Annotated in this window: 23 protein-coding genes; 11 read left to right on the top strand and 12 right to left on the bottom strand. The window is 65.4% G+C overall.

Features of this window, described 5'->3' with window-relative positions:
- Positions 1-84 precede the first annotated feature (84 nt).
- A complete protein-coding gene (locus tag H4V95_RS17935) occupies positions 85-2,568 on the top strand; it encodes an ATP-dependent DNA ligase (RefSeq protein WP_209731207.1) in 2,484 nt (827 codons plus the stop codon).
- Between the two features lie 66 nt (positions 2,569-2,634).
- Positions 2,635-3,099: an SRPBCC family protein gene (locus H4V95_RS17930; RefSeq protein WP_196866786.1), complete on the top strand. Its 465-nt coding sequence runs from the start codon at positions 2,635-2,637 to the stop codon at positions 3,097-3,099.
- Between the two features lie 76 nt (positions 3,100-3,175).
- On the opposite strand, the gene H4V95_RS17925 is transcribed toward H4V95_RS17930, so the two are convergent.
- On the bottom strand, positions 3,176-3,334 hold the full coding sequence (locus tag H4V95_RS17925) for a hypothetical protein (RefSeq protein ID WP_209731206.1): 159 nt from the start codon (positions 3,332-3,334) through the stop codon (positions 3,176-3,178).
- 33 nt (positions 3,335-3,367) lie between these two features.
- On the opposite strand from H4V95_RS17925, the gene H4V95_RS17920 reads away from it, so the two are divergent.
- The gene (locus H4V95_RS17920; RefSeq protein ID WP_209731205.1) at positions 3,368-4,846 is read left to right on the top strand and encodes a flotillin family protein; all 1,479 of its coding nucleotides are present in this window, start codon (positions 3,368-3,370) and stop codon (positions 4,844-4,846) included.
- Between the two features lie 6 nt (positions 4,847-4,852).
- Here the strand turns inward: H4V95_RS17920 and H4V95_RS17915 are convergent, their stop codons facing one another.
- Positions 4,853-6,985: a caspase family protein gene (locus tag H4V95_RS17915; protein WP_209731204.1), complete on the bottom strand. Its 2,133-nt coding sequence runs from the start codon at positions 6,983-6,985 to the stop codon at positions 4,853-4,855.
- 223 nt (positions 6,986-7,208) lie between these two features.
- On the opposite strand from H4V95_RS17915, the gene H4V95_RS17910 reads away from it, so the two are divergent.
- Positions 7,209-8,861 carry a hypothetical protein gene (locus H4V95_RS17910; protein ID WP_196866783.1) on the top strand — a complete coding sequence of 551 codons (1,653 nt, stop codon included), beginning with the start codon at positions 7,209-7,211 and terminating at the stop codon, positions 8,859-8,861.
- Between the two features lie 23 nt (positions 8,862-8,884).
- Here the strand turns inward: H4V95_RS17910 and H4V95_RS17905 are convergent, their stop codons facing one another.
- The 4 genes from H4V95_RS17905 to H4V95_RS17890 form a co-directional block, all read right to left on the bottom strand.
- The gene (locus H4V95_RS17905) at positions 8,885-9,712 is read right to left on the bottom strand and encodes a caspase family protein (RefSeq protein ID WP_196866782.1); all 828 of its coding nucleotides are present in this window, start codon (positions 9,710-9,712) and stop codon (positions 8,885-8,887) included.
- Positions 9,713-9,824: 112 nt separating this feature from the next.
- Positions 9,825-10,934 carry a GTP pyrophosphokinase family protein gene (locus H4V95_RS17900; protein WP_196866781.1) on the bottom strand — a complete coding sequence of 370 codons (1,110 nt, stop codon included), beginning with the start codon at positions 10,932-10,934 and terminating at the stop codon, positions 9,825-9,827.
- 69 nt (positions 10,935-11,003) lie between these two features.
- The gene (locus H4V95_RS17895) at positions 11,004-11,324 is read right to left on the bottom strand and encodes a hypothetical protein (protein WP_196866780.1); all 321 of its coding nucleotides are present in this window, start codon (positions 11,322-11,324) and stop codon (positions 11,004-11,006) included.
- 72 nt (positions 11,325-11,396) lie between these two features.
- Positions 11,397-11,759 (bottom strand): hypothetical protein, encoded by a 363-nt coding sequence (locus tag H4V95_RS17890; RefSeq protein ID WP_209731203.1) that lies wholly within the window; start codon positions 11,757-11,759, stop codon positions 11,397-11,399.
- A 100-nt stretch (positions 11,760-11,859) separates the two neighbouring features.
- Between H4V95_RS17890 and H4V95_RS17885 the strand changes: the two genes are divergently transcribed.
- Complete coding sequence (locus tag H4V95_RS17885; protein WP_395939856.1) at positions 11,860-12,747, top strand: alpha/beta hydrolase family protein; 888 nt, start codon at positions 11,860-11,862, stop codon at positions 12,745-12,747.
- A 77-nt stretch (positions 12,748-12,824) separates the two neighbouring features.
- Positions 12,825-13,748: an ROK family protein gene (locus tag H4V95_RS17880; protein ID WP_196866778.1), complete on the top strand. Its 924-nt coding sequence runs from the start codon at positions 12,825-12,827 to the stop codon at positions 13,746-13,748.
- A gap of 58 nt (positions 13,749-13,806) precedes the next feature.
- Here H4V95_RS17880 and H4V95_RS17875 read toward each other — a convergent pair whose 3' ends face one another.
- On the bottom strand, positions 13,807-14,406 hold the full coding sequence (locus tag H4V95_RS17875) for a DUF6318 family protein (RefSeq protein ID WP_196866777.1): 600 nt from the start codon (positions 14,404-14,406) through the stop codon (positions 13,807-13,809).
- A gap of 207 nt (positions 14,407-14,613) precedes the next feature.
- Between H4V95_RS17875 and H4V95_RS17870 the strand changes: the two genes are divergently transcribed.
- The 4 genes from H4V95_RS17870 to H4V95_RS17855 all read left to right on the top strand — a co-directional run bounded on the left by H4V95_RS17870 (position 14,614) and on the right by H4V95_RS17855 (position 17,803).
- Positions 14,614-15,540, top strand: a complete 927-nt coding sequence (locus H4V95_RS17870; RefSeq protein ID WP_196866776.1) for a carbohydrate kinase — start codon at positions 14,614-14,616, stop codon at positions 15,538-15,540.
- 12 nt (positions 15,541-15,552) lie between these two features.
- On the top strand, positions 15,553-16,083 hold the full coding sequence (locus H4V95_RS17865; protein ID WP_196866775.1) for a YbhB/YbcL family Raf kinase inhibitor-like protein: 531 nt from the start codon (positions 15,553-15,555) through the stop codon (positions 16,081-16,083).
- A gap of 108 nt (positions 16,084-16,191) precedes the next feature.
- The gene (locus H4V95_RS17860) at positions 16,192-17,004 is read left to right on the top strand and encodes an HAD family hydrolase (RefSeq protein WP_196866774.1); all 813 of its coding nucleotides are present in this window, start codon (positions 16,192-16,194) and stop codon (positions 17,002-17,004) included.
- 4 nt (positions 17,005-17,008) lie between these two features.
- On the top strand, positions 17,009-17,803 hold the full coding sequence (locus H4V95_RS17855; RefSeq protein WP_209731202.1) for a glycerophosphodiester phosphodiesterase family protein: 795 nt from the start codon (positions 17,009-17,011) through the stop codon (positions 17,801-17,803).
- Positions 17,804-17,857: 54 nt separating this feature from the next.
- Here H4V95_RS17855 and H4V95_RS17850 read toward each other — a convergent pair whose 3' ends face one another.
- The 5 genes from H4V95_RS17850 to H4V95_RS17830 all read right to left on the bottom strand — a co-directional run bounded on the left by H4V95_RS17850 (position 17,858) and on the right by H4V95_RS17830 (position 22,260).
- On the bottom strand, positions 17,858-18,757 hold the full coding sequence (locus H4V95_RS17850; protein WP_196866772.1) for a DNA-3-methyladenine glycosylase: 900 nt from the start codon (positions 18,755-18,757) through the stop codon (positions 17,858-17,860).
- On the bottom strand, positions 18,754-19,749 hold the full coding sequence (locus H4V95_RS17845; protein WP_196866771.1) for a phosphotransferase: 996 nt from the start codon (positions 19,747-19,749) through the stop codon (positions 18,754-18,756). The genes H4V95_RS17850 and H4V95_RS17845 overlap by 4 nt, the downstream gene beginning before the upstream one ends.
- Before the next feature lie 91 nt (positions 19,750-19,840).
- Entirely contained in the window at positions 19,841-20,221 is a 381-nt protein-coding gene (locus H4V95_RS17840; RefSeq protein ID WP_196866770.1) for an STAS/SEC14 domain-containing protein, read from the bottom strand.
- A gap of 36 nt (positions 20,222-20,257) precedes the next feature.
- Positions 20,258-20,842: an AAA family ATPase gene (locus tag H4V95_RS17835; RefSeq protein WP_209731201.1), complete on the bottom strand. Its 585-nt coding sequence runs from the start codon at positions 20,840-20,842 to the stop codon at positions 20,258-20,260.
- An 89-nt stretch (positions 20,843-20,931) separates the two neighbouring features.
- Complete coding sequence (locus tag H4V95_RS17830; RefSeq protein ID WP_196866768.1) at positions 20,932-22,260, bottom strand: uracil-xanthine permease family protein; 1,329 nt, start codon at positions 22,258-22,260, stop codon at positions 20,932-20,934.
- A 75-nt stretch (positions 22,261-22,335) separates the two neighbouring features.
- On the opposite strand from H4V95_RS17830, the gene H4V95_RS17825 reads away from it, so the two are divergent.
- Positions 22,336-23,163 (top strand): SDR family NAD(P)-dependent oxidoreductase, encoded by an 828-nt coding sequence (locus tag H4V95_RS17825; protein WP_196866767.1) that lies wholly within the window; start codon positions 22,336-22,338, stop codon positions 23,161-23,163.
- The last annotated feature ends 50 nt before the right edge of the window (positions 23,164-23,213 follow it).

The following is a 23,213-nucleotide window of genomic DNA, read 5'->3' as shown; positions in this document are numbered from 1 at the left end:
CCGCGGGGCGGTGAGACGGCTGGACGCCCAGGCTCTGAACGAACGGTTGTGGAGTTTGCGGCGCTTCCGGACAAGACTGGTCCCATGGGTTCCAGCAAAGGCCAGCAGCAACAGAGCGTCACCGTGGACGGTCGGCGCCTCCGGCTGACCAGCCTGGACCGTGTCATCTACCCCGGCACCGGTACTACCAAGGCAGATGTGCTGGCCTATTACGCTGCCATCGCCGACTACCTGGTGCCGCATGCCCGGGACCGGGCCGTCACCCGCAAGCGCTGGGTGAACGGTGTGGGCACACGGGAGAGTCCCGGTCAGGTGTTTTTCCAGAAGAACCTTGACCAGTCCGCCCCCGAGTGGGTGCAGCGCCACCGAATCGCCCACTCCGACCATGTCAACGTGTATCCACTGGTCAACGATCTGGCCACTCTGACCTGGTTGGGTCAGATTTCTGCCCTGGAGATCCATGTGCCGCAGTGGAGGTTCGGCCCAGACGGCGAAATCAGCAACCCCGACCGCCTGGTGCTCGACCTCGATCCGGGCGAGGGGGTCAGCCTTGCCGAGTGCGCGGAAGTTGCCCGCCATGCCCGCTCAATCCTGCAGGACATGGGCCTGAACCCGTACCCCGTCACCAGCGGGTCAAAGGGTATTCACCTGTACGCGGCGCTGGATGGGTCGCAGACCTCCGACGAGGTGTCGATGGTCGCCCACGAACTGGCCCGGGCGCTTGAGGCAGACCATCCAGACAGCGTGGTCAGCGACATGAAAAAGTCACTCCGCGGCGGCAAGGTGCTGGTCGACTGGAGCCAGAACAACAGGAACAAGACCACCGTGGCGCCGTATTCCCTCCGCGGCAAGCTTCTGCCGGCCGTCGCCGCACCCCGCACCTGGGCCGAGATGGCGGATCCCGGGCTTGCGCAGATCGACTACCACCAGATGATGGTCCGGGTGCAGGAACGCGGTGACCTGCTGGCTGGACTGGATGGAACCCCGTCCGGTGCTGGCGGTGGCCCGGCGGCAGCTGAGGATCGCACCGCTCCGGGAGCGGCCCCTACCAATCCGACCGACAGGCTGAGCGCCTACCGCTCCATGCGCGATGGCGCGAAGACCCCGGAACCGATCCCCGCCGCGGTCGGCGACTCGGGGGGCAACCGGTTCGTCATCCAGGAACACCACGCCCGCCGGCTGCACTACGATTTCCGGCTGGAGCGCGACGGCGTCCTCGTTTCCTGGGCGGTGCCCAAGGGGCCGCCGGACACCCCGAACAGGAATCACCTCGCCGTTCAGAGCGAAGATCACCCGCTGGAATACGGCTCTTTTGAGGGCACCATCCCCAAGGGGGAGTACGGCGCCGGGGAGATGTACATCTGGGACTCCGGCACGTACGAAGCCGAAAAGTGGCGTGAGGGCGAGGAAGTCATCTGCACCATTCACGGGCGCGACGACGGCGGACTGGCCCGGAGCGGCAGCCCAGTCAGGCGGTACGCGCTGATCCACACCGGAGGAGGGGAAGGATCGGGAGAAAGGAACTGGCTGATGCACCTGATGAAGGACCAGGGCGCTGGAGGCGGTGCGGCCGAAACCCACCCGGATGACCCCATGGCGACCCCGCCCGACCTGGCGCCGATGCTGGCCACCCCCGGGTCCGCGGCGGACGTCACCTCCGACCAGGAGTGGGCTTTCGAAATGAAGTGGGACGGCGTGCGGGCGATCGCCACCGTAACACCGGACGGGGTGCAGCTGACCAGCCGGAACGGCAATGACATGACAGCCCTGTATCCCGAGCTCGCTGACCTGGGTGACTACGTCAATGCCGAGAACGCGGTGCTGGACGGTGAAATCGTCGCTCTGAACCGGTCCGGCCGCCCCGATTTCGGGCTCCTGCAGAACCGGTTCAACCTCACCAAGGCCTCCGAAATTGAAGCTGCCCGCCGGAAAGCCCCGGTGCACTTCATGCTGTTCGACCTGCTCCACCTTGACGGCAACTCCCTGCTGCAGCTCCGGTACGACCAGAGACGCGAGATTCTCGAACAGGCCGTGGATAGTCCCGCGGATGGTCACATCCAGGTGCCACCAGCCCTGGATGCCACCCTTGAGGAAGCTGTCGCAGCGAGCAGGGAGCTCGGCCTTGAGGGAGTGATGGCGAAACTCACGCACGGCAGCTACGCCGCGGGACGACGCTCGCGGGGCTGGATCAAGATCAAGCAGCAACTCACCCAGGAGGTGGTGGTGGTCGGCTGGCGTCCGGGCAAAGGCAGCCGCGCGCACAAGGTGGGTTCCCTGCTGATGGCCGTGCCCGACGGCGTCGACCTGAAGTATGTAGGGCGGGTCGGGTCCGGCCTGACTGAACGGGATCTCGCCGAACTCGGTTCCCGCCTCCGGAAGATGTCCCGGAAAACCGCGCCGCTCGCCGATGTGCCGGCGGCCGACGCCTCGGATGCGCACTGGGTGCGCCCTGCGCTGGTGGGGGAGGTCCAGTTCAGTGAGCGCACCGACGGCGGGAAACTCCGCCACCCCGTGTGGCGTGGCTGGCGACCCGATAAACGGCCGTCCGACGTCGTCGTCGAACTGTAGCCGGACAGAACCTCATAGACTGTAATAGAGGGTGCTCAAGACCGACAACATCAAAGGAGAACCACAATGAGTGAGAAATCCATCGCCGCAACCCGAGTTATCGATGCGTCAGCGGCCGCGATCTTCAACGTCCTGTCCAACCCTGAGCGGCATGCGCAGATTGACGGCTCGGGCATGGTGCAGTCCGACGACAAGTCGGATCGGATCACCGCTGTCGGGCAGGTGTTCACCATGAACCAGCACTGGGAAAAGATGGGCGGCGACTACAAAACCGACAACCATGTGGTGGGCTATGGCCACAACAAGTTACTCGCCTGGAAGACGGCCGAGGCCGGCACCGAGCCGGCGGGATGGCAGTGGGTGTGGGAGCTGACCCCGCAGGGTCCGGACTCCACCGAGGTGGCATTGACCTACGACTGGGCGGCCGTCACCGATACGAAGGTGCTCAAGATGGTGTCCTTCCCGGCGGTCTCCGCCCACGATCTGGAGTCCTCGCTGAACAACCTGGCCGCCGCAGTGTCGGAGGCGTAACGTCCCCACCACTCTTCGGTTGATGACAACGCCGGACGGCCGCCAGCCCAGCTCTGGGGGCCGTCCGGCGTTGTCGTCAGGAGCGCAACGCGCTCCTGACGGTGAGTGGGTCGTGTACCGTCCATAGGGTGGCGCCCGACACATCGCGGGCGGTGGGGGACCGCACGGGCATTTCAGTGACCAACCAGTTCTGCTTCGGCGGGAGGGGTTCGTTTTCCTGGAGGATACCGGCCACTCATCCTTATCGAATCCCACAGAAGGGGCTGTAGTGGACCTCAGTCAATTTATCGGTATCGGCATCGTACTTGCCGTCCTGGTGGTGATGGCGGTCATCGCCGCCGTCATCGCTCGTCTCGCCCTAAGAATCGCCAGCCCGTCCGAAGCTCTGATCATCACCGGCAAAGGCAGCCAGGAAAGCCAGCGCGTGGTGTTCGGCCGCACCTTCATCAACCCCTTCAGCCAGAGGGCGTTCTCGATCTCCCTGGCCTCCCGGCAGGTGACCCTCCAGATTGAGGGCATCTCCAAGAACGGCATCAAGCTGCGGTTGACCGGCGTCGCCCAGATCAAGGTTGGCGGCGACGAAGAAGCGGTCCGCCGGGCTGCCCAGCGGTTCCTGAACCAGCAGGAACAGATCGACCACTACACCCAGGAAACCCTCTCCGGTTCGCTGCGCTCCATCGTGGGCACGCTGTCGGTGGATTCCATCATCAAGGACCGCGCGTCCTTCGCTAAGAGTGTGAAGGAAGAAGCCGAGCATTCGATGCACAACCAGGGTCTGGAGATCGACACTTTCCAGATCCAGTCGGTTGACGACGATTCCAGCTACCTGAAGAACCTTGGCCGTCCGGAGGCCGCGCTCGCCGAGAAGCAGGCGAAGATCGCCGAAGCCAACGCTGCGCAGGAAGCCGCCGAGGCCGCAGCGATCGCCGACGAGCAGGTGGCCCTCGCCGAACAGCGCCTCGCCCTCCGCCGAGCCGAGCTTAAAGAGGCCGCCGACGCACGCCAGGCCCAGGCCGACGCCGCCGGCCCACTGGCAGCCGCAGAGCAGCGCCAGTCCATCCTGCTCAAGGAGCAGCAGGTTGCCTCCCGGCAGTCCGAACTGCGCGAACGCGAACTGGACATCGAAATCCGCAAGCCCGCCGACGCTGAGAAGTACCGCGTGGAGCAGGAAGCCGCGGGTAAGCTCGAGCAGCGCAAGCGCCAGTCGGAAGCCGACCAGGTGGAGGCCGAAGTCGCACTGACTAAGCGGCGTCTGAGTGCGGAAGGCGACAAGGTCACCGCTGAGGCGGAGGCTGCAGCTAATACGGCCCGCGGTAACGCGGCAGCCTCAGTGACCCGTGCCAACGGTGCGGCAGAGGCTGAGATCATTGCGCTTCGCGGTCAGGCAGAAGCCGACGTCGTCCGGCAGAAGGGCATTGCCGAGGCCGAGGGAATCGAAGCCCAGGCCAAGGCTTACGAGCAGTTCAACGAGGCGGCCATCCTCAACAAGGTGATGGAGATCCTGCCGCAAATCGCGCGGGAAATCGCCGCGCCGATGGCCGGGATCGACAACATGACGGTCATCTCCAACGACGGCGCCACCCAGCTGAGCAAGAACGTCACTGGCGGGTTGCAGCAGACCTTCCAGGTGCTCAAGGACACCACCGGACTGGACGCCGTGGAAATGCTCAAGAACTGGGGAGCCAAGGACGATGGGACCACACCCACGGCCACGCCATCCGAGAATACCCACCCCACTGTCGGGTAGGTAGGATCACCGATCGATAAAGTCGGCCGTCGCCCTGAGGAACGACGCCGCTGCACGGGCCCGTGCAGCGGCGTCGTCGGTGGTGGCAGCCACCGTACCGACGGCAGTACCCTCCACCGGGCGCTGGCTGCCCGGGGTGGGGGCCGGCGTGGTCAAGGGTGCCAGGAACATCCTGGCTGAGGCCGCAGCTGGACCGTAGGAGTAAGGGTTCTGCCGTGGCTGGTGCGAGAACGACTCCAGCACCTTCGACAGGAAATCCCCGTTGGTGGCCTTCAGGGCGCTGGTAGCCACCAGCAGGCTTGCCGCAACGGTGAAGTCCCCGTGCCCGCCGGTCTCATACGCCACCTCATCGGGCTGACATGCGCTGAAGAGGAGCTCGCGCGCATTGGCGCGGGGACCATCGTTGACGGGGGTGCCGCGCCGTAACCTGAAGTTCGCCGTGGTTGCCTCATCGGGTACCAGGAACCGGGCACGCCGACCATGGTCGGCGGCTCGCTGTGCGCCGTCGACAACGGTGGCACCGAAGGAAGGCAGCAGCCGGGTGCCGTCGCCGGAGTGACAGGAGTCGAAGAAGGCGGTCAGGTTCACCTCCTCGGGGAGCAGGTCGAAAATTTCCCCGAGGTCATCGTCGATGACCAGGTTCCCGGCCTGGAAGTCGACTGGACACAGGGCCTCGTCGTGGAGCTTCTCGGCGTTTCCCTCCTCCTTTTCGTCGCCGTCCAGATCGTCGACATACGTTCCATGACCGGCATACTGCACCACCAGGACGTCCCCTGCGGTGCTGTGACTGACCAGGTCGAAAATCCCCTGAATAATGTTGACCCGGGTTGCCTGCGCGTCGAGGAGGGTGGTCACCTCAAACCCAACCGATTCCAGCTGGCTACCCCAGGCCTGCGCGTCGGCCACGCAGCCGTAGAGTTCGCTTCCCGGCGGGTAGGCGTTGATCCCGATACACAGCGCCCGGCGGGCACTTCTTCGGGTCGATCCGCTGGCGGGGGCAGCACTGGCCAATGGTTCTTCAAGGGTCCTGGCGGCGCCAAACGGTTTCGGTTTCTTGCCGGTCACCCGGCGGGCGACGCTCTCCATGGTGGCGGCATCATCGTCGAACCCTCCGTGCGACGTGGCGGTGCTGCGATGCGTTTCCGGACCGCTGTCAGTGACCGACCAGATCACCTCCGCCTTGCCCTTGCCCCCATCGACGCCGAAGAATTTCCGCAGCTCCGGGTCGGTGTTGACGCACTCCTGAAGACCGAGGAGGGGAGTAAATTCCTCTTTCTCGAAGGACGCGCGCACCAGATACAGCAGCGACTTGCCGTAAAAGGGCCTTGCGACGCTATCGTCACGTTCCGCCTGCTGCTTCATGGTGAACATGGCCAGGGATTTGATGCCTTTGCCCGCCTCGGGTGCCAGCTGCGTCTTGAAGGTGTCCGTCCGAACCGCCGGAGCCAACAGATTCAGTGACGCGAATTCCGGCAGGCCAGCCTTCAACGCGGCCGGCACGAAAGAGGAGTGGAAGATTGATCCGGCGCTGTGTCCTACGGCGTGCACGGTGGTTTTGGGATTCGCGGCCACGTACTTCCCGAGCGCCTGCGCTACGTACAGTGCCCCGCCACCTGACGCCGAGGCTACCTCGGCGAAGCGCTTCATTTCACCCCAGATTCGTTCGCCTCCGGCAGCTCGTGCAGTCAGCTCAACAGCCCGGTCCTTCAGGTCCCCCACCACACCGCGGCCACCGGGCAGGGATCCGAAGAGTGCGTCGAGGAACCCGGTCTCCCAGATGAAGAAAATGGGGTACACACCGTTCGAGGTCCACCACTCGCGTTGCCGGTGTGCGGACCGCAGCCCCGAAGACTCGCTGACCAACCCGCCGTGGGCGTAGATCATGATCGGCACCCCGGTCCGAGCTGCGGCGAACGCCGGGAGATGCTCCTCGAAGATGGCATCGACATCCGCGGCAGTGGAGCTGATCTCGCCACCGGAGGAGAACTTTCCACGGCTCAGGTTCACGACGTGCGGCTTCAGCAGGGCTAGCTGCTCCGCGCTCAGCCCAGACCCGCGCGCGGCGGCGTCAGACGCAGCGGCGGGGGATTCCGCAGTGGCGGGCTCCAATGTTGTGGGCCCCAGTGTCGTGGGCTCCATGGCTACTCCTCGGTGAGAACGGTCAGTTGGTACTGCCACTACGACCCGCGCGGTGGCTGCCAGTATCAGTCCGCACCTGTTACTGGGGCGTTACTGCCGGACCTCCTTGACGCTGTGTTTGCCGCGGAGGATATTTCTTTCTACCTATTCGATGGATCGCCGGGGACCGCGGGGACCGCGGGGACTCCGGCGGGCGAAGGACGGGCGGTAGGGAGGGATCCACATGGCAGGCGTGATGCTCGGTCCCGGCAGCCACACTGGAGAGCTGCGTCCCCTCACGATCCTCGCCGAGGGTCCGTTTACGATGGGCCCCGACGGCCCGATGACGACGACGCTCAGGGTGCCAGTGGAGCGCATCGGTGGCGGACCGCGGAGTGCGCGGTTCGACGTCGTCGTCCGCGGTCGGCGGGGCAAGCCTCTTGACCTGTTGCTCGGCGATGACACCGACCCGTGGATGCTGATGGACGAGTGCCCGCCCCCGAACCTGTCCGAACTGTTGGCTGATCGCCGGTTCCTCGCCCAGCACACCTACGCGGTCGCGGCGTCAACCCTGGCTGCGTTTGAATCGACGCTGGGCCGCCGGATGGGCTGGGCCCGCGGCAGGAGGCTCCGGATTCACGCTTACGATACGGTTCCCTATGCCGACTCCGGCTACGACCGGGAGGAAGGGGTAATCCGCTTCGGGCACCGGAGGGATCGTCGTGAGCAGCTGGCGGTCCCGCTGGCGTTGTACCGGGATCTCGTGGCGCACGAGGTGACCCATGCGATCCTTGCCGGCTACCGACCGCGCTGGTCGGACCAGGTCGCCTCCCTGGACCAGTTTGCCCTCCATGAGGCCATCTCCGACCTGGTGGCCATGCTGTCGGTGTTTTCCTCAGCCGAGCGGGTGGAGCAGCTCCTTGACCCCCTCGGAGTGGGGGCGCCGGACCTGGAGGGTCTTGATGAGCAGATCCTCCTGAGTGGCTTGTTCAGCTTCGGCGATGGACTGTTCTCGCATGGACCGGCGAGGCAATCCATGCGGATTGCGGTGCCAGCCGACTGGCGTACGCTGCCGGACCCGCATCGTCGGGCGGAGCCGGTGGTGCAGGCGGTACTGAACGTGGTGGCCCGGCTGTGGAAGGCCCGGCTGGACCAACCGGGGGGACGGTCCAGCCTGTATCAGGTGGCGAGGTCAGGGGCGAAGGTTGGCGAGCAGGTGCTGGCGATGCTGATCCGCGGGCTGGGCTACATGGCACCCGTCGACGTGACGTGGACCGACCTCCTGCGCGGGATCCTTTCAGCCGATCTGGTGCTTGTCCCGCAGGACAGGTATCACTATCGGCAGGTGGTTCGGGATGCTTTCGCTGAGGTGGGAGTAACCGTGCCCACCGATGAGCTGCTGGCCGGGACAGGCGGGATGCGCAGCCTCCGGTACCCGGTCCGGCTGTCAGCTCTCGGCACCGATCCGGAGGAGATTGTCAGGTTCATTTGGGAGAACGGGGACCTGCTGCGGGAAACCGCAATGGATGAGAGGTACTCCATCACCGTGGACCGGGTACGCCCCAGCATCAGGGTCAGTCCGGATGGTTTTGTTGTCTCGGAGATAGGCGCCTCCTTTGTCCAGGAGTTCACGGTGGGGCGCCCGGAGATGCGCAGGATGGGCCTTTCCGGACCGGGCCCGGTGACCCTGCGGGGAGGTGGGCTGCTTCGCTTCGATGAAGGGGGTCACCTCTGTTACGCCGCGCTGAAACCGGTCTACGACCCGGCGCGGCAGCAGGAGTATCAGCAGGCTAAAGCCCGTGACGCTGCAATGCTTAGACAGATCACCACCCCAGAAGCCGGAGCGGGCACCGAGCCGGCGAGGCTCACGTTCCACGGCGGGGGTAGGGGAAGGTAGCGCCCGAACCCTTACGGGTACCCCTAAAACGCGGCGCCCCAGGCTGAGCCCTTGGCCGCCGCCGGGGCTTCGAGTTGCGCGCGCTGCGTGAATTTCCCGCCGCGCAGGTCGGCGCTGACCTGCTTCAACACGTCGCGTCGGCTTTTCGCGGGGTCATCTCTGAGAGCTTTGAGGAGAAAGTAGCTGAAAGCGCCACTGTAACGCCCCGAGAAGTCAGCATCGGCGGCTGTCTGGTCCGAGCGACAAGCGGCGAACAGGACTGGCTTTGCCGCCGCGTCGGACCGGACCAGATCGCGGAACGCGCGCGGATCGGCCGATTCAGTCTGTTCCAGGCCAAGAGGTGTGGGCGGCGGGACGAATCGGGGCCGCCTGGTCGGAAGCAGATCCAGCGCGCGCAGCCCGGACCCGCTGTGACAGGTGTCCAGGACGACATCGAGCAGGACACCGTCAGGCAGGGTGGCCAGCAGGTCATGCAACTCGTCGTCAAGGATCAGGGTGGAAGCATCCCACTGGTCGCCCTTCTGCCTCATGTCGAACGTAACGAACGCCTCGTCGGCTCCGTCCGGTTCGTCCCCCGACGCGTCGAGTACCTGCGTGCCGTGGCTGGAAAACGTGAACACCAGATGATCATCCGGTTTGGCCCGCTTCACCATCGCCTGCAGCTTGCCGATGACCGCAGCCCTGGTGGCCTTCGAGTCCAGGAGCACCGTCACGTTCCGTTTGGCGAACCCATACTGCTCGGTGAGTAACGCAGCGAAGTCCTTGGCGTCATTGACGCACCCGTTCAGCCAGCCGTTGGTCGGCAGGTTCTCAAACTTGTTGATGCCGACACAGAGTGCGTACTTGGACATGGCGCCGTTCCTCCCTCGGGTCCTGCCCCGTCGCAGGTACGCGGCAACCTAGCGGAGGGGGTGTTACTGGGCTGTTACCGGTGTGAACTTCACCGAGCAGACCGGTGAGGGGTTAGCGGCTGGACTCCAGGGCCCTGAAGGTGGCCATCTGCCGGTGCCGGCGTTGCAGGCTGTCCCGGCGTGGGGTGGGGTTCGCCTCGGCGGGCTCAGCCGTCAGGTCGATGTGGCGTTCTCCGTAGTGCCACAGCAGCACGTCGTCGAGGAGCCGGTCGGGTCCCGGCGAGTATCGGTGATCCAGCGCGCGGCGCACCGAGGTGATGGTGTCCGCCTGCAGCAGCGACGCAAGCGCCGTCGTCGTCGTCAGCCCGTGCGCAGCGAGGAGTTCGGCCGCCCAGCCCCAGTTGTCATCGGTCTTCCGGTCGACGTGCGGGAGAAGCGTCTGCCACACGTCCCGGACCCGGTTCGGGGTGAGTGTGACGCTGCCCTCACCCTCCTCGTCCCAGAAACCGGTGACGGTTTCATACCGTTCGTGCAGTTCAGCGAACGCCGACTCAACGGACTCGAGCATCGCTGCGGTACCCGTGAACTGCCGGTCGAAGTAGGGGCTCCAGGCACGCGGATTGGAGGCCTTGAATCGGATGTCGTGTTCAATCTCGGACCATGCGTGTGCAAGGACGGTGCGGATCTGGACCTCAAGCATGTAACTGCCGCCGGCTTTGGCCGCCGGGTCCAGTGCCTTCTGGTACTCCTTGACAGCCTCGTTCTGGATGGTCCGAAGAATCAGGTGACGGCTGGAGTAGCCGTAGGTGCCCGATTCGATGGTGCCGATGTCTTTCTCCCGATCCCCCCGACAATCGAAGTCCTGACGTTGGCGCTTGATCAGGTTGGCTGCGACATCCACCTCGTGCGGCAGGGTGGTGATCACCCGGACGCCGACGACGTCGGTAAGGTTGCGCAGCGGGTCGGGAAACACCAGGGTCGGCAGGTCCCCGGGCACCGTCGCGGCGAGCATGCGGGAGGCCTTGTCGCGGAACGACTCGACGGTCTTGGTGCGGGCCGTGACGAACAGCGGGTTGAGTTCGGTGCCGACAAAGATGTCCTGGATACCGGCCTGCATTTGACGGGTTACCTCTTCGAGGCGCGGCCGGACCCGCTCAAACTCGCGGGTGCTCGCTTCCACCGCGGGGCGGAGACGGTCATCCAACTGATCCCAGGCGCTCATTAAGACTCCTCCGACGATGGCTTCCAGTCATCCTATCGGCCGGCTCTGACAGTTCCGGTGGAGCGGTGGTTAGAGGGGGCCGCCAATCTGCCCCTGGCGCCCGGCGGTGGGCATGGAGTAGCCGTCCACTGGCCGGTCATCATCGCTGGTGGTGCCCTGCCGGGTGTCATAGCTTCGCGGGGTGCGGAGATCACGTGACCGCTTCACCAGGCCGGTGATCACCAGAAAGAGTCCGCCAACCAGCAGGACGAGTCCCAGGACGAAGAGCGCCAGCGACAGCCCTTCAGCGGTTCCGCTGAAAACTTCGAACAGTGGTGTCGGCAGGATGAATAGTGTGGCTACCAGCGCCACGCCGCCCGTGATGAGCCGCCGCGTTCCTGTGGTGAGCATAGTTCCCCCTCGATTGGTCACTCCATTCAAACACCCTGCCCCTGACAGGGGAAGGGTGGGGCCGGAGCCGGGCTAGGAGCCGCCGTCTCCGGCGCAGTGGCCCCCGGACAACAGAGGTGCATTGAAAGCTCCGGCTCCGGACCGCGCAGTGTCACCTGGTTGTGCATTGGCCCTTCGCGTTGAATGGGCGGGGGTGTCGTAGGTGATGGATGCGTAATCACGGGGGCGGCGCAGATCGTGGGATCGCCGCAGTAGGCCAGCAATTACCAGGCTTATGCCACTCACCAGCAGGACCATTCCCGACCCGAATGCCGTCAACACGGCGCCGTCGGCCGTCCTGGTCGCGACCTCAAACAGCGCGGCTGGCAAAACGAAGATTGTCGCTATCAGCGCGAACACGCCGCTAACAACGAGTCCTGACCCTTTCGCTTGCATCGTTCCCCCTCGATTGGTCACTCCATTCAAACACCCTGCCCCTCACAGCGGAAGGGTGGCGCCGGAGTCGGGCTAGGAGCCGCCGGTTACGCTGTGCGGTGTGGACAACCTACGCCGACGCACCATCCTGGGAGCCGCTGGTCTCGCTGCCGCGGCTGCGCTCGCGGGTTGCGCGGCGGCGCAACCCGGCACGCCACAGAAGCAACCGGAGGAACCAGTGACACCCCAGCGCTACACCTACGGCGATGATCCCAGCCAGTTCGCCGAGCTGTACCTGCCGGCGGGCGAGCGGCTCCCGGGCGTCGTCGTGATCATCCACGGCGGATACTGGCGGTCCGGGTATGGCCTGGATCTGGGGCAGCCGCTGGCCGAGGACCTCGTATCCCGGGGCTACGTCTGCTGGAACCTTGAGTACCGCAGGGTAGGTGATGGTGGCGGCTGGCCGGAGACCTTCGCCGACGTGGGCGCCGGAATAGACCTCCTGGCCACGGCGGCCGGTGACCACGGCCTGGACCTGACGGTGACGACGGCCCTTGGACATTCCGCTGGCGGCCACCTCGCGGTATGGGCTGCGGGACGGTCAACACTGCCCGACGGCGCTCCGGGCGCCGGAACACCAGTGGTTCCGCTGACCGGGGTCGTCAGCCAATCCGGGGTGCTCAACCTTGTGGAGGCACACGAACTGGGTTTGAGCGACGGCGCGGTGCTGAACCTCATGGGCGTGGATCAGGTTGGGGATCCGGAACGCTACCGTGCGGCCGATCCAATGACCGCCATTCCGTTGGCCGTGCCGGTGCTGGCACTGCACGGTGAGGAGGACTCGACGGTTCCGGCTAGCCAGTCCGAAAGCTACGTGGCGGCCGCGCTGGCTGCGGGGGCGGACGCCGAGTTGACGCTGATCCCCGGGGACCACTTCGCGATGATCACGCCGGGAACCGACGCCTGGGTGCAGGTGGTCGCAGCGGTGGACCGCCTGATGGCTGCCTGACCCGACCAGCGTCATGGTTACTGCAGCTGCAAGGTTCGGCGATACGGTGTTCAGACCAGCTGAAAGGGTTACAACAGATGAGCGGCAACACCATCGTCCCCGTGCTCGAAGTGGGAGGCACCCACCTCACCGCAGCCCTGGTCGAATCCGGGACGTGGGCGATCGATCGACAGTCGCTGGCCCGGGTCGGCCTGCAGGCCCAGGGGACCGCCGAGAGCCTGATTGAAGCAATCGGGCGTGCCGCCGATGCTCTCACCGCTGCCCCGGGCGCCGTCTGGTCCGTGGCGATTCCCGGCCCCTTCGACTACGCAACGGGAATTGGCCGGTTTGAGCACGTGGGAAAGTTCGACAGCCTCAACGGCGTCGACGTTCGGGATGCCCTGATGGACCGCATCAGTCCCACACCCGGGATGATCCACTTCCTCAACGACGCTGACGCTTTCGGGGTGGGGGAATATGCCCTCGGAGCCGCGCGGGGCCATGAGCGTGCGCTCTGCATCACCCTGGGCACCGGCGTGGGGTCGACATTCTTGAACCACGGGGAACCGGTCAGCACCGGTCCGGCGGTTTCACCCGATGGAAGCATCCATCACGAGACGTACCGGGGTAGCCCACTGGAGCGCACCGTGTCCCGTCGGGCCATCCGGGCAGCCTATGCGGCAGCAGCGGGAGTGGACCCGGCAACGGGCCCCGACGTCCACACCATCGCCGCCCAGAGCCGCGCCGGCGATGACGCCGCCCGGCAGGTCCTGGACACCGCGTTCGGTGCATTGGGGGAAACCCTCGCGGTGGTGCTGAAGCGATTCGATGCCAGCATCCTGGTGATCGGCGGCTCCATGGCCGGATCCTGGGATCTGGTGGAACCGGCGATCCGCGCGGGCATGACTCTCGAAGACCAGCGTCTCGCGGACTTCAGGATCGAGCAGGCCATCCTGCCCGACGACGCCGCGCTGGTAGGTGCTGCGTACTGGGCGTCGCGCCAAGCCGCTCACAGTCACTGAGTGGCGGATACTTCCCGCGCCCGGCCGTCAGCCTTGTGAGCTGACGGCCGCCGCTGGATTACTCCGAGGGGAGTTCGGCGTCAGGGGTTTCCTCCAGGTAGGTGGCCTTCCATGCGCCGTCGGTGTAGACCACTGTTGCTGAATAGATGGTGCCCGCCGGGTCGAACGGGCGGGTCTCCTGTACCTCTCCAGCCTCGTCGAATGACGTGTAGGCATCAGGGTTGACGGTGATCAGTGCGTCAACCTCAACGTCCTCGGCCACTTCTTCTGCCGGGGTGGTGACGATGATCTGCTTGACCTTCGGCTGTCCACCCAGGACCCAGCCGCCGTCCGCGTACAGTGCCGCAAATTCGTCAGCCTCTGCGGTCGCTGCTTCGGCGCCGTCAAGGGTGGCGAGCAGCTGCTCGGTTTCCCCGGTCCGCTGGTTGTAGGACTTCAACGCGAAGACGTGGTGCAGGAAGGCCTGCGCGCCCTCTGGGCTTGCTTCGCTCATCAGCTCGTTGGTCTCCGGCTCCTGAACATTCTGCGCAGGTGCAGTGGAGCTCGCAGGGGTGGGAGCGGCAGCCTCGGAAGGGGCGGCGGGCTCAGTCGACTCGCCGCAGGCGGTCAGCGTGGCGAGAGCGATGACGGCGATCGCCGCAGCATTTCTGATCTTCATGGTGTCCCCAAAAATTAGTGTGTCTCAGGCGCGGTTCATCGCGCGGTATCAGCCCCATCCTAGCCGTAGCCTTAGGCAACTAGCGGTCGGATCGGGGGTACTGTGCGGGAGATCACACCAATCTTCCGCAACTGATTGGGTCATCGCACCCGGCCGTTCCCCAACCATTCACAGGTTCGCCGGTGGACGGGGTGCTAACTTGTTAGCGTGCTCACCGTGATCGGGGAAACCCTTATAGACGAAGTAATCAGCGATGTCGCGTCGCCCCGCGCCCATGTGGGCGGCAGCCCGATGAACGTGGCGGTCGGTCTGGCCAGGCTGGGGCATCCCTGCCGTTTTGTTGGGCGGTGGGGCGATGATGAGTATGGGCGGATGATCCAGGAACACCTCCACAGCAACTCTGTGTTGACTCCGATGGGACCCGACAAGCACCCCACCAGCACTGCCACCGCGCGGCTGGATCCCGCAGGTGGTGCCTCCTACAAATTCAAGCTGGTGTGGGAGCTGCCGGCCATCCGTGAAGAGACGGACCGGATCCTTGAGGGCACCACGTGGTTGCACACCGGATCGATCGCCACCATGCTGGAGCCCGGAGCGTCTGATGTGCTGGCCGTCGTCCGGCAGGCGCACCCGCTGGCCACCATCTCCTATGACCCCAACTGTCGGCCCAGCATCGTCACCGATGTGGTCTATGCCCGGGCCCAGGCGGAGAAGTTCGTTGCTCTCGCCGACGTCGTCAAAGCCTCGGATGAGGACCTTGAGTGGCTCTACCCCGGTCAGGACGTCCTGGAGACAGCGCGGTTCTGGTTGGCCAAGGGCCCGGCCATGGTGGTGGTCACGCGGGGTTCCCTCGGTCCGTGGGCCGTCGTCGCACGCGGCGAAGCCTCGGTCCCCGCGCCGGCTGCTCAGGTGGTGGATACGGTGGGTGCTGGAGACTCCTTCATGTCGGCGCTGCTGGGTTCCCTCGTGGACCGGGGCTTCGCGGGAGCGCAGCAGCGGAATGACCTGCGCCACATCTCCGTTGAACAGGTGGAAGCAGTCCTCGTGTATGCAGCAAAAGCGGCGGCAGTTACCGTGTCCCGTGCCGGCGCCAACCCGCCGAACCGCAACGAGCTAATGACAGACCCCAACTGACCAGGAGTAGTTATGACCCGTGACCCGTACGCAGACCTCCCCCCAGTCCCCGAGTTCACTCTGACCAGCACGGACATTGAGAACAACCAGCCGTTGGATGCGAAGCATGCCTCCGGGGCGATGGGTATCGACGGTGGGAAGGATGTGTCGCCGCAGCTGTCCTGGAGCGGGTTCCCGGAAGGGACCAAAAGCTTTGCGGTGACTGTCTACGACCCGGATGCCCCCACCGCCAGCGGCTTCTGGCACTGGGCGGTCTTCAACCTCCCCGTGTCCACCACGTCGCTGCCGGCGGGTGCCGGAGTGGATGGCAGTCCCGACCTGCCAGACAGTGCCACCCAGCTGAAGAACGACGGCGGCTTTACCGGTTTTATCGGTGCTGCGCCCCCGGCGGGACACGGCCCACACCACTATCACGTGGTGGTGCACGCAGTGGATGTGGAACGCCTTGAGGTGCCCGCTGACGGCAGTAACGCCTACCTCGGGTTCAACCTGTTTTCCCACACCCTCGGGCGGGCCCGCCTGATCCCCACCTTCGAGCAGTAGACAGCTTCCTCCGGTTCCGCTGAGCCCGGGGATCCACTGGATTCCCGGGCTCAGCGCCCTTCACGGGCGGGTAGGCTTAAAGTCACCGTTTAAGTGAAGGAGTACCCCATGCGTCTGGTCGCCAGCGATATGGATGGAACGATCGTCGGCCACGACGGCAGGATCAGCCCCAGGACAGTCGAAGCATTTCAGGCGTGCCTGGACGCGGGCGTTGAAGTGGTATTCGTCACCGGCCGCCCACCGCGCTGGCTTGATCCGCTGCGCGAACAGTTGGGTCACCGCGGAACGGTCATCTGCTCCAACGGTGCTGTTACGTACAGCCTGGAAGACGAGCTGGTACTGAGCGCCCACTTGTTGGAACACAGCAACATTCTGGCCGCCCGCGAGATCATTCTGGACCTCTATCCTGCGGCGTCCTTCGCTGCCGAGACGGTCGACGGATTCCACATCGAGCACGGGTTTGCCGAGGAAGGCTCGGTGGAGTTGCTCGCCGGCGCAGTGGCGCGGCCCCTGGCGGAATCCCTCGTCGGCGCGGGAGTCATCAAGTTCCTGGCGCGGGAACGCGAGGTGTTGCCGGACAGGTTCCTCGATACCGTGCGGCCCGCGGTCGCCCACCTGGTAACCGCCACCCATTCCGCCCCGAGCATTGCGCTGCTGGAAATGTCCACGCCCGGCATCAACAAGTCGGTCACCCTCGCTGAATTCGCGGCGAGCCGTGGCATCAGCCAGGCCGACGTCGTCGCCTTCGGCGACATGCCCAACGATGTGCAGATGCTGAACTGGGCGGGCACCGGCTACGCGATGGCGTCCGGGCACGCGGAGGCGATTGCTGCGGCGGACCTGCAGGCTCCGGCATTCGAGGACGACGGCGTCGCCCAGATTCTTGAGGAACGCCTCGCCAAGCTCGGGGCGACCCGCTAAGCCCATGCTGCCGTACCTGCTCAACACCGGACCGGATGGGATGCAGCGGCCGCTTGCCCTGTCGCACCGCGGGTTCTCGGTCGACGGGCTGGAAAACTCGATGACGGCCTTTGAGGCTGCCGTGGATCTCGGATTCGGATACCTGGAAATCGACGTCCGGACCACGAGGGACGGCGCCGTGATGGTGTTCCACGATGAACTGCTGGACCGGGTGTGCGATGCGGTGGGCCCGCTGTCGGAGCGCACCCTGGACGAGCTGAACAAGATCCGGATCAACGGCGTCGAACCCATCCCCACCCTGGAGGCCGTCCTGACCCGATGGCCCGACCTGAAACTGAACATTGACCTCAAGGATGATGCCTCGGTGGAGCCGTTTGTCCAGCTCGTGGAGCGGCTGGGAGCCCATGACCGGGTACTGGTGGCTTCATTCTCCGACCGGAGGCGGCGGCGGACGCTGAACCTGCTGTCCCGCCGGGTGGCTTCCTCCGCCGGACAGGTGAGCTCGGCACTGATCTGGTTGTCGAGTCCGCTGGGCCTGACCAAACGCCTCGCCCGGCTCGCCCGGGTGGATTGTCTTCAGCTGCCGGTGCAGCACGCAGGCGTGACGGTGCTGACCGGCCGCTTTATCCGGCGGTGTCGCGCCGCCGGGCTACCGGTCCACGTCTGGACGGTCAATGACACCGACGCGATGGAGCGGCTTCTGACACTGGGCGGCGGCGTGGACGGCCTGGTCTCCGATCGTGCGGATCACCTGGCCGAAACGATGCAACGCCGGGGACACTGGCCGCAGACCGCCTGACCTCACGGGCCGGCAGGAAAGTGCTGTAACCGTACCGACGCTGTTGGGGCACCGCTACCGTGCGGGAGCGGCCCGTTTCTGGCCGGGTCTGATCGCAGGGGTTCGCGGTGGATAGGTCGCTTCGGTCCACAAGTGGAACAACGCGTACGCGCGGTACGGGCGCCACCGCTCGGCAATTGCCTCGGCCTCGCGGATGCTTGGATTGCCCATCGCCCGGCGCAGCACCAGGTCACCCGCCGTGAACGCGTCCCGATCTCCAAGCACCCGCACCGCCAGATAGTCGGCGGACCACTGGCCGATTCCGGGGATGGCCAGGAGTGCCGCGCGGACGTCCGTGTGGTCGCCAGCAAGGGTGAGTCCGTCGCGGAAGGCCCGGGCTACGTGCTGCACCGTTGCTCCGCGGGTGCGGGTAACGCCGACGGCGCTGCGTAGCTCCTCGGCCGGAGCAGCGGCGAGCACGTCAGGCGTGGGGAAGATCGTTAGTCCGGACGGACCGGGGGTGCCGTAGGCAGCGGCGAGACGCCCGGCAAACGTACCCGCAGCGCTGACGGAGACCTGCTGGCCGAGGACAGTCATGATTGCAGCTTCGAAGGGCTCGGGATAACCTACTGCGCGCAGCCAGGGGCGTCGGCTGGACAGGGGCCCCAGCAGGGGATCCGGCTCGAACGCCCGCGCGACCGCCTCAAGGTCAGCGTCCAGATCCAGCCAACGGCGGATCGTCGCTGTCAGGCCGGGATGGTCTTCCTCGGGCGCGGAGGTATGGACGTCGACACCGCGTGAACCGATGGTCAGCCTGGCGGCGTGGTGGCCGCTCGAGGAACGAAGCAACCGCGTGTGTGACATCCCCTGGCGGCCGGGGATTTCACAGCCTGGAATGAAGTGGTTTGCGAGCAGGGACACCATGGGCCCCGCCTCGATCAACCCATTGGCCGCCAGGAAAAGGTGTGCAGTCACCCCAGCACCGGATCGGTCAGTGTTCTCAGGTACTTCAGTGCGTGCGGACCGTACTGGCTCATCGATGCGTCGTCCGCGTGGATTAGCAGTCGCAGCCAGGAACCGTACCGGTGAAGCCGCGCCAGCTTGAGCGCAGGTTCGACCGCCAGTCGGAGTTCGGCGAGGGGCGCGTAGTCGGTCCAGCGTTCGAGGTAGGCGGTGATCACCGCCTGGATACGCGGGTCGTCAGAGGTGGTCTGCCACTGTTCCTGCATGACGGTCAGTGGCACGTACAGCGAACTGAAGGGGTGTGCCCAGTAGGAGTCACCGAAGTCGAAGAATCGCAGCGGGGCCGTCGTCGCGCCCGGTATGAAGGCGTTGTCGGCGTGCAGGTCATTGTGTTGGAGGCTCAGGGGGACGCCCAGGGCCGCAACGCTTCTGGCCGCTTCCTCAAGGGCGGGAATGCTGGCGTAGATGCCGTCGGTGGCCTGGGCGGACAGATGCAGGGGGTGGTCGGGCGGTAAGCCGGTGTGAAGGAGGAGCTGGTTGCTCGCGAAGTTCCCTGCGATCGCAGGATCCATGCTGACCAGGCCGGCCGCAGCCAGCGGCAATCCATGGGGGACGAGTTGTAGCTGGAAGTCGGCAAAGCCGGTGACCACCAGGATCCACAACCGGTAGTCAGCCGATTTGAGGGAGGCGAGCGTCTTCCCATGGTCGGGCGTCAGCATCCAGCCCTTGGCGGGCTCGATGGCGAGGGGGGCAGCCACATGGTCGGGCGCCAGTTCCGCCAGGCGTGCCACAATGGCCGCCTCAGCGAATTGGCCCGGGTTGTTTTCCTTGAACCACAGCTGTCCGTGGTCGGTCGGCACGGTGACCTGGGTGGACCAGAACCGGATCCGCACCTGCTCCAGCGGGCCGGTCTGTGCCAGGTCGCAGTTCTGCAGAACCTGCGTAATCCACAGTTGGATCTCCTGGTGCCACGCCGGGGATGCCCAGACCTGCTGCGGGTCCATCAGTGCTTCCCACCTCGCAACCCGTTCCACACCATCCCACCAGTTTAGGCACCATGGTCGCACAAGCAGTGGCAGTCCTGATGGGGAGTGGTCAGGCGAAGGTTCCGAGCCAGTTGATTGCGTCGTCCTCGGAGGTGAAGAACTGCCCGGGATGCGCTTGGCTGTCGGCAAATGCAGCGACGACCCGGTCCACGGGCCCGTCGCCCACAAGAGCGATGGCGGTGATGTCTTCATCGTCGCAGATGGCACGCCGGGCTGCGCTCGTGAAGGCGACCGATGTCATGCTCATCAGGATTCGGCGTGGCCCCTGATTGAGGCCCGACGCGTCCAGTGTGGCGCGGGCCTGGTCCACCGTGACGACGGTGTCAGGCCGCCACTGGACATGCAGGATCCCGTCTTCCCTGAGCGCGAGGCGCTGGGTTTCGTCAGCGGTGGAGTGTCGTCCGCCGTCGTTGATGCGGTGGTTGTTCATGGTGCGTCCCGAGACCTCAGTAAATACGTTGAACCTTTAAGTAAGTGCCTGATTCACTTCGGCGCCAGCAGCCGGGCGGATGTGTGACGTGCACCACTTTTCATCAATCAACCCAAGAACCGCTGAGGCAACACCATGTGGGTCTTTCTCCTCGGTGGAGATCACCGCGTCATCGACATCGACGTGGGTGAGGATTGCCTGTAACTCGGTGGCACGGTCCAGGTGCCAACCCAGCGAAGGATCGCCGGGATCGTGGCGGCCCCGCAACCTGTCCTGCACTGTCGCTGAAGTAGCCTCCAGCCGCACGACCAGTAGTGGATGACCAAGCACCCGCTCATACTCCGCGCGCTGGAGGGTCCCTTCAATGACGCCGGCTAGCACCAGGAGGCGCGCACCTGCAGAGCGGAAATTGGGGATGACAGCCGACAGGTTCGCCAGTTCGATCCGCCGGTTGAAGGGATCATCGGTGGGTGCGGGCCACGCAAACCTCAGCCAGTCAAGGTCAATCACGGCGTGCGGTAGGTCCTTGGCCGTCAATAGGTGCGCCAGGGCATCCGCGGTCGATGTTTTTCCCACGCCGACGGTGCCGTTGAGGAAGACGCAATGCAGAGCGAAGGTCACCGCTTCAGCCTAATCGTCGTGAGACTGACAGGTCAGTCAACGGCTCCGAGGACCTCCACGCCCCAGCAGGAAGCACGGCTATCCGGGGCTCAGCCCAGTTTGGAGGGGCGGGATCCCTGGTCGGAGGCGTCGACGTCGGTCGGGCCGGTGACATGTTCGCTTCCCCGCCACCGGGCAAGTGCGTTCATGACGTGGTAAATCACCAGGGTTGCCGCGGTACCCAGGGCGATGCCTTCGAAGGTGAGTTCGCCGATGGTCCAGGTGAAGTTGGCGATACCCACCACCAACGCCACCCCCGCCGTCGACAGGTTGATGGGGTTGGAGAAGTTGACCTGGTTCTGCACCCAGATCCGGACGCCGAGGATACCGATCATGCCGTAGAGCACCACCCCGGCGCCGCCGATGACGCCCGCTGGGACAGTAGCGATCAGCGCGCCGAACTTGGGGAACAGGCTGAGGAGGATCGCGACGATCCCTGCCACCCAGTAGGCGGCAGTCGAGTACACACGCGACGCGGCCATTACACCGATGTTCTCCGCGTAGGTGGTGGTGCCGGACCCACCACCGGACCCGGCGAGCATGGTGGCCAGGCCGTCAGCCATCAGGGCACGCCCGGTGACGGGGTCCAGGTCACGCCCGGTCATGGCAGCCACCGACTTCACATGACCAATGTTCTCGGCGACCAGGACCAGGACCACCGGGATGAACAGCCCGACGACTGACAGATGGAATTCGGGGGTCTGGAACGGTGGAAGCCCTATCCACGCGGCATCACCAATAGCCGCGAAGTCCACTTCCCCGCGGAGCATCGCGACCACATACCCGGCGAGGACACCCACCAGGATGGACAGCCGCCCGAGAATGCCCTTGAAGAGCACGGTCACCAGGAGGATCACCACCACGGTGACGAGCGCGGTCAGTGGAGCCTGCTCAAAACTGGCCTTCGCGGTGGGGGCAAGGTTCAACCCGATCAGGGCGACGATGGCCCCGGTGACGATGGGCGGCATCACGATCTGGATCCAGCGGGAGCCCGCCCGATGGACGACAGCGCCGATAATCGCCAGGACGGCTCCGGCCATGATGATGCCACCGAGCGCCCCCGCCGGTCCGTGCTGGCTCTGGGCTGCGGCGATCGGGGCGATGAACGCGAAGCTCGATCCCAGATAGCTGGGCACCTTGCCTGCCGTGATGATCAGGAACAAGATGGTGCCCAGCCCCGAGAACAGCAGGGTGGTGGCGGGCGGGAACCCGGTGATCAGGGGAACCAGGAAGGTGGCACCGAACATGGCGACGACGTGCTGGGCGCCGATTCCCACCGTCCGCGGCCAACTGAGCCGTTCATCGGGGGCAACAAACTGCCCGGGAAGGACGTTCTTTCCGTCACCGTGAAGCGTCCACGACGTGCCGAACCTGCTCATGGCTGTGCCTTCCAAAGATGTGCGGGGTGATCTGTCGGAAATCCTACCGTCCGGGCGGAGTGTTACGTTGCACTCATGTCATTCACTGTCGAAGGCCGAATAATACTTATCACCGGTGCCGCCAGCGGTATGGGCCGGCTCTACGCGGAACGGGCCGTCAAGGAGCGGGCGGCCGCCGTCGTCCTCTGGGACGTCGACGCCGAAGCGCTCCACAGGACCGCCGATTCGCTGACCGGATCCGGGCCGGCCGTGCACAGTTACGTGGTTGATCTCGCCTCATTGGCCGAGATCACGACCGCGGCGGCCGCGGTCAGGAACGACGTCGGGACACCGGCTGTCCTGATCAACAACGCGGGGATCGTGCGCGGAAAGTACTTTTGGGAGCACGACCAGCAGGCCGACATTGCACTGGTGATGCAGATCAACACGCTGGCGCTGATGCACGTGGTCCGGGAGTTCCTGCCGGCCCTGATCGCCTCCCGGGAACCGGCGCGTATCCTCAATGTCGCGTCGGCGTCGGGTACCCTCTCGGTTCCCCGAATGAGTGTGTACACCGCCTCGAAGTGGGCAGTGATCGGCTGGAGCGACTCCCTGCGACTGGAGCTTCGCCAGGCAGGTCACCGGCAGATCAAGGTCACCACGCTGATCCCCAGCTACATCCGGACCGGCATGTTCGAGGGCGCCCGTGGCCCGCTGTTCACGCCGCTGATGGACCCGGTCGACGTCGTCGACAGGGCCTGGCGCGCACTGCTTGCTGGCCGGCCCCGGCTTCAGCTGCCGTGGTCGGTGGCGCTGGGCAGCGCGATCCGCGGCGTCCTGCCGCAACCTCTCTGGGATGTGGTGGCCGGGCGGGTCTTCAAGGTGTACAGCTCGATGGAGCATTTCACTGGCCGTCCCACCTGACCCGCACCCCAGCACCCCGCACCTTTTGCACCCGCCGACCCGCGACCGAA

Origin of the sequence: Arthrobacter sp. CAN_C5, from assembly GCF_017875735.1 — a bacterium.
Taxonomy (GTDB): domain Bacteria; phylum Actinomycetota; class Actinomycetes; order Actinomycetales; family Micrococcaceae; genus Arthrobacter_D.
This window is presented reverse-complemented; position numbering and strand designations above follow the sequence as displayed.

Excerpts from the sequence above, each read along its gene's own strand:
- H4V95_RS17865 (WP_196866775.1), top strand. The coding sequence starts at position 15,553 with ATGACCCGTGACCCGTACGCAGACCTCCCCCCAGTCCCCGAGTTCACT.
- H4V95_RS17915 (WP_209731204.1), bottom strand. The coding sequence starts at position 6,985 with ATGGAGCCCACGACACTGGGGCCCACAACATTGGAGCCCGCCACTGCG.
- H4V95_RS17895 (WP_196866780.1), bottom strand. The coding sequence starts at position 11,324 with ATGCTCACCACAGGAACGCGGCGGCTCATCACGGGCGGCGTGGCGCTG.
- H4V95_RS17845 (WP_196866771.1), bottom strand. The coding sequence starts at position 19,749 with ATGGACCCGCAGCAGGTCTGGGCATCCCCGGCGTGGCACCAGGAGATC.
- H4V95_RS17930 (WP_196866786.1), top strand. The coding sequence starts at position 2,635 with ATGAGTGAGAAATCCATCGCCGCAACCCGAGTTATCGATGCGTCAGCG.
- H4V95_RS17890 (WP_209731203.1), bottom strand. The coding sequence starts at position 11,759 with ATGCAAGCGAAAGGGTCAGGACTCGTTGTTAGCGGCGTGTTCGCGCTG.
- H4V95_RS17910 (WP_196866783.1), top strand. The coding sequence starts at position 7,209 with ATGGCAGGCGTGATGCTCGGTCCCGGCAGCCACACTGGAGAGCTGCGT.
- H4V95_RS17855 (WP_209731202.1), top strand. The coding sequence starts at position 17,009 with ATGCTGCCGTACCTGCTCAACACCGGACCGGATGGGATGCAGCGGCCG.
- H4V95_RS17875 (WP_196866777.1), bottom strand. The coding sequence starts at position 14,406 with ATGAAGATCAGAAATGCTGCGGCGATCGCCGTCATCGCTCTCGCCACG.
- H4V95_RS17860 (WP_196866774.1), top strand. The coding sequence starts at position 16,192 with ATGCGTCTGGTCGCCAGCGATATGGATGGAACGATCGTCGGCCACGAC.
- H4V95_RS17825 (WP_196866767.1), top strand. The coding sequence starts at position 22,336 with ATGTCATTCACTGTCGAAGGCCGAATAATACTTATCACCGGTGCCGCC.
- H4V95_RS17880 (WP_196866778.1), top strand. The coding sequence starts at position 12,825 with ATGAGCGGCAACACCATCGTCCCCGTGCTCGAAGTGGGAGGCACCCAC.
- H4V95_RS17905 (WP_196866782.1), bottom strand. The coding sequence starts at position 9,712 with ATGTCCAAGTACGCACTCTGTGTCGGCATCAACAAGTTTGAGAACCTG.
- H4V95_RS17900 (WP_196866781.1), bottom strand. The coding sequence starts at position 10,934 with ATGAGCGCCTGGGATCAGTTGGATGACCGTCTCCGCCCCGCGGTGGAA.
- H4V95_RS17935 (WP_209731207.1), top strand. The coding sequence starts at position 85 with ATGGGTTCCAGCAAAGGCCAGCAGCAACAGAGCGTCACCGTGGACGGT.
- H4V95_RS17830 (WP_196866768.1), bottom strand. The coding sequence starts at position 22,260 with ATGAGCAGGTTCGGCACGTCGTGGACGCTTCACGGTGACGGAAAGAAC.
- H4V95_RS17840 (WP_196866770.1), bottom strand. The coding sequence starts at position 20,221 with ATGAACAACCACCGCATCAACGACGGCGGACGACACTCCACCGCTGAC.